This window comes from Serratia proteamaculans (assembly GCF_008830365.1).
GTDB lineage: Bacteria > Pseudomonadota > Gammaproteobacteria > Enterobacterales > Enterobacteriaceae > Serratia > Serratia proteamaculans.
The window spans coordinates 515,233-529,436 of the sequence record NZ_WBKI01000001.1 but is presented as its reverse complement, the minus strand read 5'-3'; the positions used below and the strand labels follow the sequence as shown (position 1 = coordinate 529,436).

The window sequence follows — 14,204 nt, the reverse complement described above, 5'->3', positions numbered from 1 at the left end:
CTTTGCTACGTCACCGCTATCCAGGCTTAAACCTGTGGGATCTCTGCGAGACGCTGATAAACTGTCAGGCCGCGCTCATGAGCCAAGCGTACGTCGTTATCGGCCCCCGCCGACACCCCCTCAATGCGATACACCGCCTGACACTGGGCAATCAGCCGATGGGCCACCGGATAGAGGTATTCCTCGCTAATGGCATCGTCATGGCGGGTTGAGCCTGCCGCTGCCGCCAGTGGTAACGCCAGCCATTCCCCAATCACCGGTACATGCCCCCGTTGGTACACCTCAAGCGCTGCCTGTTCCAGGCGTTGCAGGTTATCGGCAATACGCTGTGCATCGCCATCGGTACCGCTGCGGTAAGGGCCAGCAATTAATATCAGTTGAGCTTTCATAGCGCATTCTCCAGCGTGTGATTAAGGGCAACAAACTGTAGCAGCATGATGGTTTTGGCATCGACAATACTCCCCTGAGCAATGGCGTTCAGCGCCTCCGTCAGCGGCAGTTCGATCACCTCGAGATCTTCGCCTTCCGCTTCCACCCCACCGCCGTCGCTGACCCGCCCGGCGGCATGATACTCGCCGACAAAGAAATGCAGCTTCTCGGTAACGGAACCGGGGCTCATATAAGCTTCAAATACCTTTTGCACGTTTTGCACCCTATAGCCGGTTTCTTCCTCCGCTTCCGCACGGATACGTTCTTCCGGCGAAGCGTTGTCCAACAGACCGGCGGCGGCCTCGAGCAGCATGCCGTCGTGACCGTTGACAAACACTGGGAAGCGAAACTGGCGCGTCAGCACCACCGTTTGCGCCTGGCGGTTAAACAGCAAAATGGTAGCACCGTCGCCGCGATCGTAGGTTTCACGGCTTTGCCGCTGCCATACTCCATCGCGACGTAAAAAATCAAAGGTGGTTTTTTTCAGCAGATACCAGTCATCGGACAGCACCCGGGTTTCGATAATACGAACCCGATCTTTAGTGGCGATCATGTTGGTCAACTCCACAACCAGGAAAGGAAAGCGATACTATCGTGCGGTTTCGTGTATTATCAAGATATTTCGTGCAGAGTAAATTTAACGGGAGAACGTCATGCTCACCAGCCAACGTAAAAAAATCATTCTGGAAAAACTGGCCCAGGACGGACAGGTGCTGGCCAAACAGCTCAGCGAGATGTTCGGGTTGTCCGAGGATACTCTGCGGCGTGACTTGCGCGAGCTGGACAGTGAAGGACTGTTGCAACGGGTGCACGGTGGCGCGCTGCCGGTCTCTCCGGCGATTGCCACCTTCGCCGAAAGAAACGGGCAGGAATCTGCCGCCAAGCGCGCAATTGCCAAAGCCGCAGCGGCAATGATCGCACCCGGTCAGGTGGTGATCATCGACGGCGGTACCACCTCCGCCGAATTGGTGAAACAGCTTCCCTCCACGCTGGAAGCCACAATCGTCACCCACAGCCCCAGCGTGGCGGTTGGCCTGGTGGAGCACCCCAAAGTGGAAGTCATTCTGATCGGTGGGCGGCTGTACAAACACTCGATCGTCAGCGTGGGCGCGGCAGCGGTGGAAGCTATGTCGCACATCCGCGCCGACCTCTACTTTATGGGCGTGACCGGCGTGCACCCGACCGCCGGCCTGAGCACCGGCGATCTAGAAGAGGCCTACATCAAGCGCGCTCTGGCGGCGCGGGCAGCCGAAACCGTGGTGTTGGCCTCTGCCGCCAAGTTGAATGCCGCCTCACAGTATGCCATTGGCGATATCACACTGGCGCAGAGTATTATTGTCGAACGTTCGACCGACGCCGCGCTAACGGCCCCACTGGAACAGGCCGGGTTGACCGTTATCAAAGCCTGAGTGGTATCCTGAATTAAATAACGTAATAAATACGCGGTTATTAATCTTCTTTGCGTATTTATTACGATTAATCTCCGCGAATAGGATAAAAATGCGAGAGAAATCACACTTCGTTAAACTTATTTTCTCCCAGCCAATCATTTTTCTCCCTACTAATAATCCTACGACAACACAGATGTAACATGATGATTATTAATAAATAGTCGTTTTAACGCTGCTGAGGCACTTAAATTAAAATGGGATCTACCTCTCAAAAACATTAACTACAACCAGTCTGTCAAGGACAATCACGGAAATATTTGTGAGTGTTTTGTGATGTCTCTTGCAAATTTTAGCGATGCCAAAAATGACAATGAGCCCCACGGAACAGATTGGAGGCCAGCATATGAAAATCGGTGTGGTAATAAGCGGCGGCGACGTCACCGGCATTAATAACTTTATTTTCCAGGTCGCCAGACTGGCGCAGGCCGATATCGTTCTGTTTAACGGCGGAATACCCGGATTATTGGCTAATCAACATCAATCTGTCAGTCATCGCGACCTGGTTGATTACTCTATTTCATCGATGCCGATAATGTCTTCCGGCCGCACGGCCAAGAAATTGGTTGCCGGTGAATATGAAACCATCAGCAAGCAGCTTAAAACCTTACACATTGAAGTGCTTATTATGGCCGGTGGCGACGGTTCGCTGCAGTTTTTAAATACCCTCAGCGAATTTGGCGTTAACTGTTTTGGCGTGGGCATGACCATCGACAATGATGTGTTTGGCAGCCATTACAGTATTGGTTTTTCTACCGCCTGCGAGCAGGTGATCAAAGAGGTCTCCAAGCTGCGCAACACCGGACGCGCCCTGCCCGGACGCGTGTTTATGATTGAGCTATTGGGCGGCTACTGTGGGGAACTGACGCTGCAGGCGGCGATCAAATCCAATGCGGACTTTGCCCTGATCCCGGAATGCCAATATGCCTTAAGCCAGCTGGCAGAAAAAATATCCCAGCGGCTGGAACAACAAAATAGCGTCATTATTTTATGTTCCGAGGGATATACCAAAGAATATTCGCCAGGCTTTCAGGGTGCCATTGACACCATGATTAAACAGCTTGAACCAAAAATTGGTGTACGCATCCGTAAAACCATTATGGGTTATGGTTTACGCAATGGCGATCCTACCTGTGAAGAGATTTATCAGGGAACTATTATGGCCAGCGAAGTGGTTCGTTGTATTCATTCCGGCATGAAAAACAAAGCCATTATTATTAATGCCAGCAACCAACCCATTCCGATTGACTTAATCAGCATGCAAAAACGTTTGATTGATACCGAAGGACACCATTACAAACTCGCCAGGCAATTAAATATAATCTGAGGAGATCCCCATGCTTAAAATACTGTGCGTATGTGGCTGTGGCCTCGGCTCCAGCTTTGCCATCGAAATGAGCGCAAGAGCGGTGCTGAAAAAATTAGAGATTGAGGCAGACATTGATCACACCACTATCTCTGAGGCCAGCGCCTTTAAATCAGATATTATTCTCACCCAAAAAACCTTCGCCGATATTTTAAATGCCGATGCCAGCGAAGAGGAAAAGAAACGGGTGATTATTCTCCACCGGCTCACCGATAAAGTAGAAATTGAGCAAAAGATCGTGGCCTTTTTAAAAGAGCGCGACATGAAGGAAAACTGCCATGAATAGCCTGATTGACTTCATTGTCAAAGACCTGCTCGGTCAGGCTTCGATCCTGATCGCCTTTATCGCCATGCTGGGGCTAATACTGCAGAAAAAATCTACCGGGAAAGTGGCCGAGGGCACCTTTAAAACCCTGTTGGGCTTTCTGATCATGATGGCAGGCATCAACATTATTGTCGGTGCCCTGACCTACCTGAACAGCATCTTCACTCACGGCTTCGGCATGACCGGCTACATCACCGACGTCGCCGCCATTGCCGGCCTGGCCAACCGTGAGCTGGGCTCGGAAGTGGCGATGACCCTGATGGTGATTTTCGCGGTGAATATCATCATTGCCCGTATTACCCCGTTCAAGTACATCTTCCTGACCGGCCAGGCGTTGTTGTGGATGGCCACCATCGGGGCGGTGATCGGCTACAAGGCCGGCCTAACCGGCCTGCCGCTGATCCTGACCGGCGGCATCTTTGGCGGCGTAATGGCGGTGTTAATGCCGGCATTGGCCCAACCGGTGGTGCGCAAAATCACCGGGTCGGATGAGGTGGCGCTGGGGCACTTTTGTACCATCGGCTATCTGGTCCAGGCGGCAGTCGCCAAGGTGGTTGGTAAAGGTTCCCGCTCAACCGAAGATCTGGAGCTGCCAGACAACTTCAAATTCCTGCAGGATACCTACCTGTCGATGGCGGTGGTGATGATCCCGATGTACCTGATCCCCGCGCTGGCGGCCGGTCCGCAATACATTGCCCAATATGCCGGCGGTATGAACTACCTGATGTACTCCTTTATGCAGGCCATTCAGTTTGTCGCCGGGGTCTTTATTCTCTATAGCGGCGTGCGCCTGCTGCTTAACGAACTGGTCCCCGCCTTTCGCGGTATCGCCATGCGCATCGTGCCGGACGCCAAACCGGCACTGGACTGCCCGGTGCTGTTCCCCTACGCCCCGAACGCGGTGATCGTTGGCTTCCTGGCCACCACCCTGGGCTCCATCATCGGCATGATCGTTTTCCCTATGTTCGGTCTGGCGATGATCCTGCCTGGTCTGTTGACCAACTTCTTCGCTGGCGGTACCGCAGGCATCTTCGGCAATGCGCTTGGTGGTCGCCGCGGCGCTATGATCGGCGGCGTGGTCCACGGTCTGTTTATCACCTTCCTGCCGGCGATTCTGGTGCCGATGCTGGAAAGCTACGGCTTTGTCGGCGTGACCTTCAGCGACGCCGACGTCATCAGTAGCGGTCTGGTGATGGGCCATGCCTTCCAGGGTAACTGGCTGTTCATCGCCCTGTTCATCGTCTTCGTCACGCTGATTGCGTGGTTTGTTAACGGTAAATCAACCAAACACCATGAGGAAAAAGTCCATGAAACTCTATAATTTCAACGAGCTGTTGTCCGTGGCCAAAGCGCGTGACTTCAAGGCAATAGGATCATTCAATCTCCACTGCCTGGAAATGCTGCCGGCCTTCTTTAAAGCGGCCAGGGACACCCACAGCCCGCTGATGATCCAGATTTCAACCGGCACCGCCGAGTATCTGGGCTACAAGCTGCTGGTTGATTCGGTGCGCTCACTGGCAGAAAGCGAACAGGTGCCAACCTGCCTGCACCTGGATCACTGTTCTGACATCGCCTCTATCGTTACCGCGATCGACGCCGGTTTCAGTTCGGTGATGTATGACGGTTCACACCTGGAAATGGACGAGAACATCGTCAATACCCGCAAGGTGATCGACATTGCACGCCAGCGCAATGTGTCGGTTGAGGCCGAATTGGGCGCCATCGGTGGCTCGGAAGACGGCAAGGCCGTGGCGGAAGAAGACATCACCTTCACCACGGTGGAAGACGCCAAACGCTTTGTCGATGAAACCGGAGTCGACATGCTGGCCGTTTCGGTCGGTACCGTTCATGGCATGTACACCGGCAAGGCACATATTCAGCACCAGCGTCTGGCGGAAATCACCGAGGCCACCCAGACCCCGTTAGTGCTGCACGGCGGTACCGGTGTCAGTGATGAGGACATGCGACGCGCGGTGGCCGGCGGCATTGAGAAGGTCAACGTCGGTACCGAGATGAACGTGCAATGGGTTGGTCGTTGCATGCAGACATTTGAAAAGGGCAAGGTGAATGACAGCGTGCGCAAATTCCTGATCCCCGCCAATAATGCCGTCACCCAGGTATTAATGGAAAAGATCGGCCTGTTTAAATAATCACTGCTCCGTTTTCTTTTTAATATAACCCTACAACCCTGGTGCCCCGGCGCCCGTCGGGGCTGGAGAATACTATGCTTGATTTTATGAAATTACGGCGAAATAAAAAGGCCGTTCCCGATGTGCATAATGATGATGAAGCCAATGATATATCAGCCGAAATAAGCGTATTGGAGCAGCAGTTGGCGGCCACACCGACAAATAGCGAAATACATAAAACCTTAATGTTGACCTATAATCGAGCATTAAAGATTTATGCCAAAAATAAAAACCATCGCCAACATATTGATACGGTTTTTATCAAGATTGACGAGCTGCGCAATATTATCAGGAAGTCTCTTTGAGGGAACATGATGACCATTAAACAACTGTTGATCGAGGCCGGAGCAATACAGGTCGGTGTGCAGGAAACGGACTGGAAAAAAGTGATTGAGCTGGCGGCGCAGCCTTTGGTCGAGAACGGCTATATTCACCCTTCCTATCACCAGGCGGTGATCAGCAATACGCTGGCCCATGGCGCTTATTATGTGTTTGATGAGGGGATTGCCATCCCCCATGCCCGGCCGGAATGCGGCGTGATCAAAGATTGTTTCAGCATGGTGCTGTTAGATCAGCCTGTCGCCTTTCAGGACAGTGAAAAGGCCGATATCGTCATCCTGTTCGGTGCGACGGACAGCAACCGGCATATTGAAGAAGGCATCCGGGCGATTGTCGAGTTACTGGACAACAAACAGCGGCTCGATAAGCTGCGCGCCGCCAAACTGTGGCAAGAGGTGGTAGAAATCCTATGACTGTGCTCACTGACAGCGGTGGTAAAAGCGTTATTTTGGTTAATGGCATTCCGGCTTCTGGCAAGAGCACCCTCGCCCGTGCGCTGGCGCATCACTTTGGTTTGCCTTATCTGAGCCTCGACGGCATCAAAGAGCCTTTTATGGCCCGGTTGGACAACGTGGATCGTGAGCTTAACCGTCGGCTTGGCTACGCCGCCTATCAGGCAATCTGGTCGACGGTGGCGCAGGCTCCGTCACGCTGTATCTACGTTATTGATGCCTGGTTCGGCTTTCAGCCCAGAGAACTGTTGCGTCAATACCTACGCGAGGCGGGAGTGGTCCAGGTTTTAGAGGTGTGGAACCAGATCTCCGCTGAACTGGCGACCGATCGCTATGCTGCCCGCATTGGTCAGCGCTCTGCTGGCCATCCCGGCGCAGAATATTTGCCTGAGCTGCGGGCGCTGGCCGAACGCGCCATGCCGATGTCCATAGGCCCGGTGATCCGCGTTGATCAAGCGCTGCCGCTGGAGATCGGCAAGATTGCAGATTGGCTGGCACTGCACGGCGTAGCCGATAACGGCGATGAAAATATCACTAAACTGAGGGTGGGTTGATGAGGTTTGGCCGCCGTTTGCCTGCCAGGTCGCGGGGGTATATCTCTCCCGCACTCGCCTGAAAATGCGGCACCACTCGCAATTAATGTGATTTTAATCACTTTTTTATGCAACAAAATGGCAATTTTCATCATTTTGTTTTTATACTGATCTGCACTTTACCTACAACAAAATAACGAGTGCACATCATGATTGACTCCCGCCTACCACTGACCGACATCCACCGTCACCTCGACGGCAACATTCGTGCGCAAACCATTCTCGATCTGGGCCGTCAGTTTAACCTTGCCCTGCCAGCCGACGAACTGGAAGCGCTGCGTCCGCACGTGCAAATCACCCATGCCGAACCGGATCTGGTCAGCTTTTTGCAAAAGCTGGACTGGGGGGTAGCGGTGCTGGGGGACTTGGAAGCCTGCCGCCGGGTCGCTTACGAAAACGTCGAGGACGCCACTAACGCCGGTCTGCACTACGCCGAACTGCGTTTCTCGCCGTATTACATGGCGATGAAGCACCAGTTGCCGGTGGCTGGAGTGGTGGAAGCGGTGATTGATGGCATTCGTTCCGGCTCCCGTGATTTTGGCATTGACGTCCGCCTGATCGGCATCATGAGTCGCACCTTCGGCGAAGCGGCCTGTTTACAAGAGCTGGATGGCCTGCTGGCGCACCGCGATGGCATCACCGCGCTGGATCTGGCCGGTGACGAACTGGGCTTCCCAGGTGGCCTGTTCCTTAACCACTTCAACCGCGCCCGTGACGCCGGATTACGCATCACCGTACACGCAGGCGAAGCAGCCGGTCCGGAAAGCATCTGGCAGGCGATTCGTGAGTTGGGCGCCGAGCGTATCGGCCACGGAGTGAAAGCGATTGAAGATCCGGCGTTGATGGACTTCCTGGCGGAGCACGGTATTGGCATCGAGTCTTGCCTGACGTCCAATATACAAACCAGCACCGTGCCTTCTCTGGCACAGCATCCGCTGGCGAAGTTCCTGCGACACGGCGTCATGGCGTCGATCAACACCGACGATCCGGCGGTTCAGGGTATCGAAATTGAACACGAATACCGGGTGGCAGCACCCCAGGCCGGGCTGACGCCGGCGGAGATCCGCACCGCTCAGGAAAATGGCCTGAAAATGGCGTTCCTCAGCGAGCAGGAAAAGCAGGCGCTGCGCGATAAAGTTCGGGGTTAAACCAGACCTTCAGGCTTCCACTTGAGCCGAATATTAGGAGAGCGTGCCGAAGGGGTCGTAGCGGCTTGTCCGCCGGAGCGGCCCTCGGTGCGCTAGGCCCGGGTATCTCGGGTTAAAAGCCAAGATTAAAATTGTTTTTAAGGGCGCGATTTCGCGCCCATTTTTTATTTCGCCGTCAGCACTTCTGCGCGCTGTTTGGCGGTTTTGCGCGCATAGCGCTGGGCCAGCACGGCGCACACCATCAACTGTACCTGATGGAATATCATCAACGGCAGCACCATCGCACCCACCGCCGCCGCCGGGAACAGCACGTTAGCCATCGGAATGCCGTTCGCCAGGCTCTTTTTCGAACCGCAGAACACAATGGTGATCTCATCCGCGGTATTGAATCCCAGCCAACGTGCAGCAAAGGTATTGATAATCAGCACCACCGTCAGCAACACCAGGGACATCACCAGAATGGTCAGCAGCGACCAACCGTCAATCTTGTGCCAGATGCCTTCGACCACCGCGGCGCTAAAGGCGGTATACACCACCAGCAGAATCGATGACCGGTCAGTGAGATTAATCAGCTTGCGGTGGCGATCGACCCATTTACCGATCAACGGCCGTGCCAAATGCCCCACCACAAACGGTACCATCAGTTTCAAAATGATCGAACCAATGGCGTGCAACACATCAGTATCGCCACCCTGAGTGTGCATCAACGCGCCCACCAGCAAGGGTGAGAGGAAAACGCCGAGGATACTGGATGCCGAAGCGCTGCAGACCGCTGCCGCCACGTTACCGCCCGCCGCCGAGGTAAAGGCAATGGCCGACTGAACCGTCGCCGGCAGCGCACACAGGTAGAGGAAGCCCATATACACCGTCGGTGTCATCAGCCCCGGCACCATCAAATTCATCGCCAGCCCCAGCAGCGGGAACAGCGCAAAGGTGCTGAGGAACACCACCAGATGCAGCTTCCAGTGGCCCATCCCGGCGATAATCGCCTCACGAGACAGCTTGGCGCCATGCATAAAGAACAACAGCGCGATAGCGGCAGTGGTCAGGCGATCAAAGAAGGTTTTCCATACCCCTTCACAAGGGAAAACCGAGGCGACGATCACCACCAGAATCAAGACCAGCAAAAATTTATCAATGCGCAGACGTTGCAACCAAGACATGGATCCGGATACCTCGAGAAGTTAGGCGGGTTCGGTCAGCCGAACCCGGATAAGAAGCCTGGCGGTCAAGCTACCGGCAGCGCCTTTTGCTGTTTGGCAGACTCAATGCCCAGCTCGATCAATTCCATCACCTGGATGGCATCGGCGGCCGGCACCGGGTTTTCACCCTCACCGTTAATCGCATCGCGGATTGCCGCGTAATAAGCGGGATAATTGCCCGGAATACTCAGCAGTGGTTTTTCCGCCAGCACGCCATCACGTGACAACGTCACCACTCCGTCGCGCATGTCGTAACCCCAGTCAGCCTGCGGCAGGCGCTCACCGGCCTTCAGCCGGTCTTCCTGCGGATCCAGACCAAATTTGATAAAGCTGCCCTGGGTACCGTGCACGATATAACGCGCGGTTTCCGCCGCCGCCAGCACCGTGCCATGCAGCACCACCCGACGTTGACCGTAGTTAAGCACCGCGTGGAAATAGTCCACCGACTGTGCGCCCGGACGCAGTTCGCCCAAATCGACAAACAGCGTTTCCGGCTTGCCGAACAATTGCAATCCCTGATCGATCAGGTGCGGCCCCAAATCGTACCAAATGCCGCTACCTGCACCGCCCAGCTCGCGCCAGCGCTGACGCACCTCCGGCCGGAAGCGATCGAAATGAGACTCGAAGTAAACCACCTCGCCGAGCACGCCTTCTTTCAGCAGCGCCTTGAGCGTCAGGAAATCACTGTCCCAGCGACGGTTGTGGAATACCGACAACAGCTTGCCGCTCTGCTCCGACTGTTGCTTTAGCTCCTGAGCTTGTGACAACGTCACGGTAAACGGTTTGTCCACCACCACATGTTTACCGGCGGCCATGGCCTGCTGTGCCAGCGGGAAGTGGGTATCGTTGGGGGTAGGAATGACGATCAGATCGATAGAGGGGTCGTTAAACAGCGCCTGCGGATCGCTGACCACCGTCATCGACGGCCAGTCTGCGTGCACTTTCCCGGCATCGCTGCTGGAAACGGCGGCCAACTCTACGCCGGGAGTGCCAACGATCAGTGGCGCATGAAAGGTTTTGCTGGCATAGCCGTAACCGACCAGCCCAACCCGAATTTTTTCTGCCATGGTGTTTCCTCTTACTGGCTCGCAATAGACCCATCAGATTTGACACCATGACGCAGGCAGGAACAAGAAGTAAATTTAATGTTAATTGGTGACCGCCATATAAGGCTGATCGCGCTGATTTCTGGCGGGATAATTTATCTCCAGGCTGCGGCGCCGGAAATCGCTCGGGCTGACGCCCACCCGTTTGCGGAACACCCGGGAAAAGTAGAGCTGATCGTCATAGCCCACCACCCGCCCGATAGTGGCGATCGACTCCTGCGTGGTCTGTAACAGCAGCTTGGCACGGATTACCCGCTGATCTTCTCGCCAGCGCAGAATATTGATGCCCACCTGCTCACGGAACAGATGCGCCAACCGCGATGGCGACAGGCAGACATGGCGTGCCACCTCGTCAATTCGCAACTCGCCGGCCAGATTGCCGGTAATGAACTGACAGGCTTCGATCACCCGCGGATCCATGATTTTCTGCGGGCTGAGCGGATCTTCTTCCATCGCGCGCAACAGCAGTCGTTCCAGCAGGTTCATCCCCAACTCTTCGGCAAAGCGGCGGCCGGAACGCTGGGTCTGTTCGATATTGGCAAACAGCCGGTCAAACTCCAGCAGCAGGTTATTGTTTGGCAGAGTCAGCCGCCCCACCTCATGGGTTTTGCTGTGCCATTCCAGCCAGTCGGCCCAATAGGCGCGCGGACGGAAATACACCCAACGGTGATACCAACAGTCGCTGTCCGGTGAACGGCCATAGTAATGCGCCGCCTTGGGCGGAAACAGCAGCAGATCGCCCGGATTGCAGTAAAGGGTATCTTCACCGTCAAACACCTTGCCCTGGCCCTTGATGGTCAGGTTGAGAATATAGCCCTTCATGCCGCCGGGGCGATCGATAAAGAAATCCAGCGGACCCTCCGCCATGATCGGCGTCAGCCCCGCCACCAGATAAGCGTTAAAGGTGTAACCTGGCAACAGCGGGTTCGGTTGCGGTTCCTGTGCCATGCGATGATACATCGGTCCTCCCGGCAATCTTATAGCTTAGATATCAATCCTAGCTTAGCGGCCCGGCGGATTACTGCCCGGGCCGATAACAGAACTGTGAGCAGGGCTGGCAATTTAAACGCTGCGTTTAGCCTGCTGTTTGTAACGGTCGAAAATCACCGCGGCCAGCAGGATCACACCGCGCACCACATACTGAGAGAACGGCGAGATGTTCAGCAGGTTCATGGCGTTTTCCACCGTGCCCAGGATCAGGATACCGGCGATCACGTAGGAGATTTTGCCGATGCCGCCCTTCAATGACACCCCACCCAGCACGCAGGCGGAGATCACGATCAGCTCATAGCCGATTGAAGTCATCGGCTGGCCGCTGGTCATGCGCGAAGCCAGAATGATGCCGGCGGCAGCGGAAACCAGCCCGGACAGCATAAAGATCACGATTTTGGTGCGCACTACCGGCACCCCAGCCAGCCGCGAGGCCTCCTCGTTACCGCCAATCGCCAGCGTATTGCGGCCAAAGGTAGTTTTATTGAGCAGGAAGCCGAACAGGATCAGACAAGCGACGGTGATCCAGATCGGTGCCGGCAGCCCCAGCCAGTTGGCGTAACCCAGCGCGAAGAAGCGTTCGTCCTCAATCCCCACCGCTTTACCGTCGGAGATAATGTAGGCCAGCCCGCGGAAAATCTGCATGGTGGCCAGGGTGGTGATCAGCGCGTTGATTTTCAGCCGGGCGATAACAAAGCCGTTAATCAGCCCGGAAACCATGCCCAGTAACAGACCGGCCGCCACGCCGATCCACAGGCTTTCGGTCATGTTGATCACTACCGCCGTCGTCACCCCAGCGCAGGCAATCACCGAGGCGACCGACAGATCAAAGTCCCCGGAGGCCAGACAGAACAGCATACCGCAGGCCACCATGCCGGACATGGAGATCGCCAGCCCCAGCCCTTTCATATTGATAAAAGAACCAAAGTTGGGCACAAACAGCACGCAGGCGATAAACAGCACCGCGAACACCACCAGCATGCCGTAGCTGTCCCAAATTCGCGCCAGCCCCAGGCCGCTGCGTTTTTTCACAGAATGGGTCGTTATGGTCGACATCTCTTTCTCCTTCACGATCAGGCCACCGCCGCAGCGGCATCAGGGGCTATATCAGGGGTGCGCAGCATCGCCAGGCTGAGGGCTTTTTCCTCACTGGCCTCGTCATGATGTAATTCGCCGGACAGTGCGCCTTCACGCATCACCAGGATGCGGTCCGCCAATCCCAGCACTTCGGGCAAATCACTGGAGGCAAACAGCACGGCAATGCCCCGCTGCGCCAGTTGGTAAATCACGTGGTAGATTTCATGCTTGGCACCGACGTCAATGCCGCGTGTCGGTTCATCCAACAGGATCACTTTCATCTCTTCCGACAGCCAGCGGCCCAGAATGGCCTTCTGCTGGTTGCCACCGGACAAATTCATAATTAATTGCTCGGCGCTCGGCGTTTTGATATTCAATGCACGAATATGATGATCGGCATTGCTGGCCTCCCACCCTTTGTTGATCAGGCAACCGGCACGAATGCTGTTACGCCGTGCGCTGATGTTGATGTTGTCGCGTACCGAATGCACCGGGATGATGCCGTCCGCTTTGCGATCCTCAGGGCACAGCATGATACCGGCGCGGATAGCGTCAATCGGTGAACGAATGGCAATGGCTTGTCCATCCAGCACCAGTTGACCGGCACTGATCCGGGTGGCACCAAAGATGCCCTTCATCAGCTCACTGCGCCCGGCACCGACCAGGCCGAACAGCCCGACGATTTCCCCCGCCCGCACGCTCAGGTCGATCGCCGTTTTGACCCCCGGTGCCTTCAGCCCTTCAAGCGCCAGACGTACCGGCCCCAGCTCACGCGGCTGATAGCCATACACGTCCCCCAGGTCACGTCCGACCATCGCCTGCACCAACTGTGCGTTATCTACCTGTTGCATATCGTCAAAGGTGCGCACATAGCGGCCATCTTTAAACACGGTGATAGCGTCGCTGAGGGCAAAGATTTCCTCCATACGGTGCGAGACATACAGGATCACCCGCCCTTCGGCGCGCAATTCACGGATCACCCGGAACAATTGCTCAATCTCTCTGGCAGACAGCGAACTGGTCGGTTCGTCAAAGGCAATCACCTTGGCGTTACGCGCCAGCGCCTTGGCGATTTCCACCATTTGCCACTGGCCGATCGACAGGTATTTCAGCGGCGTATCCGGATCAATATCCAGCCCAAGATGTTCCAACTGTAATCGGGACTCGTAGCGCAGCAGTTTGCGATCCACCAGCCCACGTTTGGTCGGCAGTTGGCCAAGATAAATGTTCTCCGCCACCGTCATTTCCGGCACCAGATGCAGTTCCTGATAGATAATCGCCACCCCGGCATTCAGCGCATCGGTGGTGTTGGCGAACTGCACCGATCGCCCCTGTAACTGAATTTCCCCCTGGGTCGGCGCGTAGTTACCGCTGAGAATTTTCAGCAGCGTGGATTTCCCGGCACCGTTTTCCCCCATCAGGGCGTGGATCTGCCCGGCCTGACAGCTAAAGCTGATGTCATCCAGCGCCTTCACGCCCGGGAAGGTTTTACCGATGCCTTTAAACGCCAAATACGGCAGTGCGGCGGTCATAGTGCGCT

General features: G+C 55.4%; 16 protein-coding genes. 9 read left to right on the top strand and 7 right to left on the bottom strand.

Annotation, left to right across the window (positions count from 1 at the left end; all coding sequences use genetic code 11):
* Positions 1 to 26: 26 nt before the first annotated feature.
* Positions 27 to 389, bottom strand: coding sequence for an NUDIX hydrolase (locus tag F8R23_RS02595; RefSeq protein ID WP_129934783.1), 363 nt, complete (start codon positions 387 to 389; stop codon positions 27 to 29).
* Positions 386 to 982 (bottom strand): NUDIX domain-containing protein, encoded by a 597-nt coding sequence (locus F8R23_RS02590; protein WP_129934784.1) that lies wholly within the window; start codon positions 980 to 982, stop codon positions 386 to 388. The genes F8R23_RS02595 and F8R23_RS02590 overlap by 4 nt, the downstream gene beginning before the upstream one ends.
* 100 nt (positions 983 to 1,082) lie before the next feature.
* Here F8R23_RS02590 and F8R23_RS02585 point away from each other — a divergent pair, with 100 nt between their 5' ends.
* From F8R23_RS02585 to add, 9 genes are all read left to right on the top strand, one after another.
* Entirely contained in the window at positions 1,083 to 1,838 is a 756-nt protein-coding gene (locus tag F8R23_RS02585; RefSeq protein ID WP_129938036.1) for a DeoR/GlpR family DNA-binding transcription regulator, read from the top strand.
* A gap of 385 nt (positions 1,839 to 2,223) precedes the next feature.
* Complete coding sequence (locus F8R23_RS02580; RefSeq protein WP_112347476.1) at positions 2,224 to 3,204, top strand: 6-phosphofructokinase; 981 nt, start codon at positions 2,224 to 2,226, stop codon at positions 3,202 to 3,204.
* Positions 3,205 to 3,214: 10 nt separating this feature from the next.
* Positions 3,215 to 3,529 (top strand): PTS sugar transporter subunit IIB, encoded by a 315-nt coding sequence (locus F8R23_RS02575; RefSeq protein ID WP_112347477.1) that lies wholly within the window; start codon positions 3,215 to 3,217, stop codon positions 3,527 to 3,529.
* The gene (locus F8R23_RS02570; RefSeq protein ID WP_129938035.1) at positions 3,522 to 4,889 is read left to right on the top strand and encodes a PTS sugar transporter subunit IIC; all 1,368 of its coding nucleotides are present in this window, start codon (positions 3,522 to 3,524) and stop codon (positions 4,887 to 4,889) included. Before F8R23_RS02575 ends, F8R23_RS02570 begins: the two co-directional genes overlap by 8 nt.
* A complete protein-coding gene (locus F8R23_RS02565) occupies positions 4,876 to 5,718 on the top strand; it encodes a class II fructose-bisphosphate aldolase (RefSeq protein ID WP_129934787.1) in 843 nt (280 codons plus the stop codon). The genes F8R23_RS02570 and F8R23_RS02565 overlap by 14 nt, the downstream gene beginning before the upstream one ends.
* A gap of 74 nt (positions 5,719 to 5,792) precedes the next feature.
* Positions 5,793 to 6,062: a hypothetical protein gene (locus tag F8R23_RS02560; protein WP_129934788.1), complete on the top strand. Its 270-nt coding sequence runs from the start codon at positions 5,793 to 5,795 to the stop codon at positions 6,060 to 6,062.
* 9 nt (positions 6,063 to 6,071) lie between these two features.
* Entirely contained in the window at positions 6,072 to 6,509 is a 438-nt protein-coding gene (locus tag F8R23_RS02555) for a PTS sugar transporter subunit IIA (RefSeq protein ID WP_012144983.1), read from the top strand.
* Positions 6,506 to 7,102, top strand: coding sequence for a P-loop nucleotide/nucleoside kinase family protein (locus tag F8R23_RS02550; protein ID WP_151415205.1), 597 nt, complete (start codon positions 6,506 to 6,508; stop codon positions 7,100 to 7,102). Before F8R23_RS02555 ends, F8R23_RS02550 begins: the two co-directional genes overlap by 4 nt.
* Positions 7,103 to 7,290: 188 nt before the next feature.
* Positions 7,291 to 8,289 (top strand): adenosine deaminase, encoded by a 999-nt coding sequence (gene add / locus F8R23_RS02545; RefSeq protein ID WP_129934790.1) that lies wholly within the window; start codon positions 7,291 to 7,293, stop codon positions 8,287 to 8,289.
* A 164-nt stretch (positions 8,290 to 8,453) separates the two neighbouring features.
* On the opposite strand, the gene F8R23_RS02535 is transcribed toward add, so the two are convergent.
* The 5 genes from F8R23_RS02535 to araG form a co-directional block, all read right to left on the bottom strand.
* The gene (locus F8R23_RS02535) at positions 8,454 to 9,452 is read right to left on the bottom strand and encodes a bile acid:sodium symporter family protein (RefSeq protein WP_129934791.1); all 999 of its coding nucleotides are present in this window, start codon (positions 9,450 to 9,452) and stop codon (positions 8,454 to 8,456) included.
* A gap of 65 nt (positions 9,453 to 9,517) precedes the next feature.
* Positions 9,518 to 10,558: an oxidoreductase gene (locus F8R23_RS02530; protein WP_151415204.1), complete on the bottom strand. Its 1,041-nt coding sequence runs from the start codon at positions 10,556 to 10,558 to the stop codon at positions 9,518 to 9,520.
* A gap of 81 nt (positions 10,559 to 10,639) precedes the next feature.
* Positions 10,640 to 11,557 (bottom strand): arabinose operon transcriptional regulator AraC, encoded by a 918-nt coding sequence (araC, locus tag F8R23_RS02525; protein WP_129934793.1) that lies wholly within the window; start codon positions 11,555 to 11,557, stop codon positions 10,640 to 10,642.
* Positions 11,558 to 11,659: 102 nt separating this feature from the next.
* Positions 11,660 to 12,643: an L-arabinose ABC transporter permease AraH gene (gene araH, locus F8R23_RS02520; protein WP_112347485.1), complete on the bottom strand. Its 984-nt coding sequence runs from the start codon at positions 12,641 to 12,643 to the stop codon at positions 11,660 to 11,662.
* Between the two features lie 17 nt (positions 12,644 to 12,660).
* On the bottom strand, positions 12,661 to 14,196 hold the full coding sequence (gene araG, locus F8R23_RS02515) for an L-arabinose ABC transporter ATP-binding protein AraG (protein ID WP_151415203.1): 1,536 nt from the start codon (positions 14,194 to 14,196) through the stop codon (positions 12,661 to 12,663).
* Between the last annotated feature and the right edge of the window lie 8 nt (positions 14,197 to 14,204).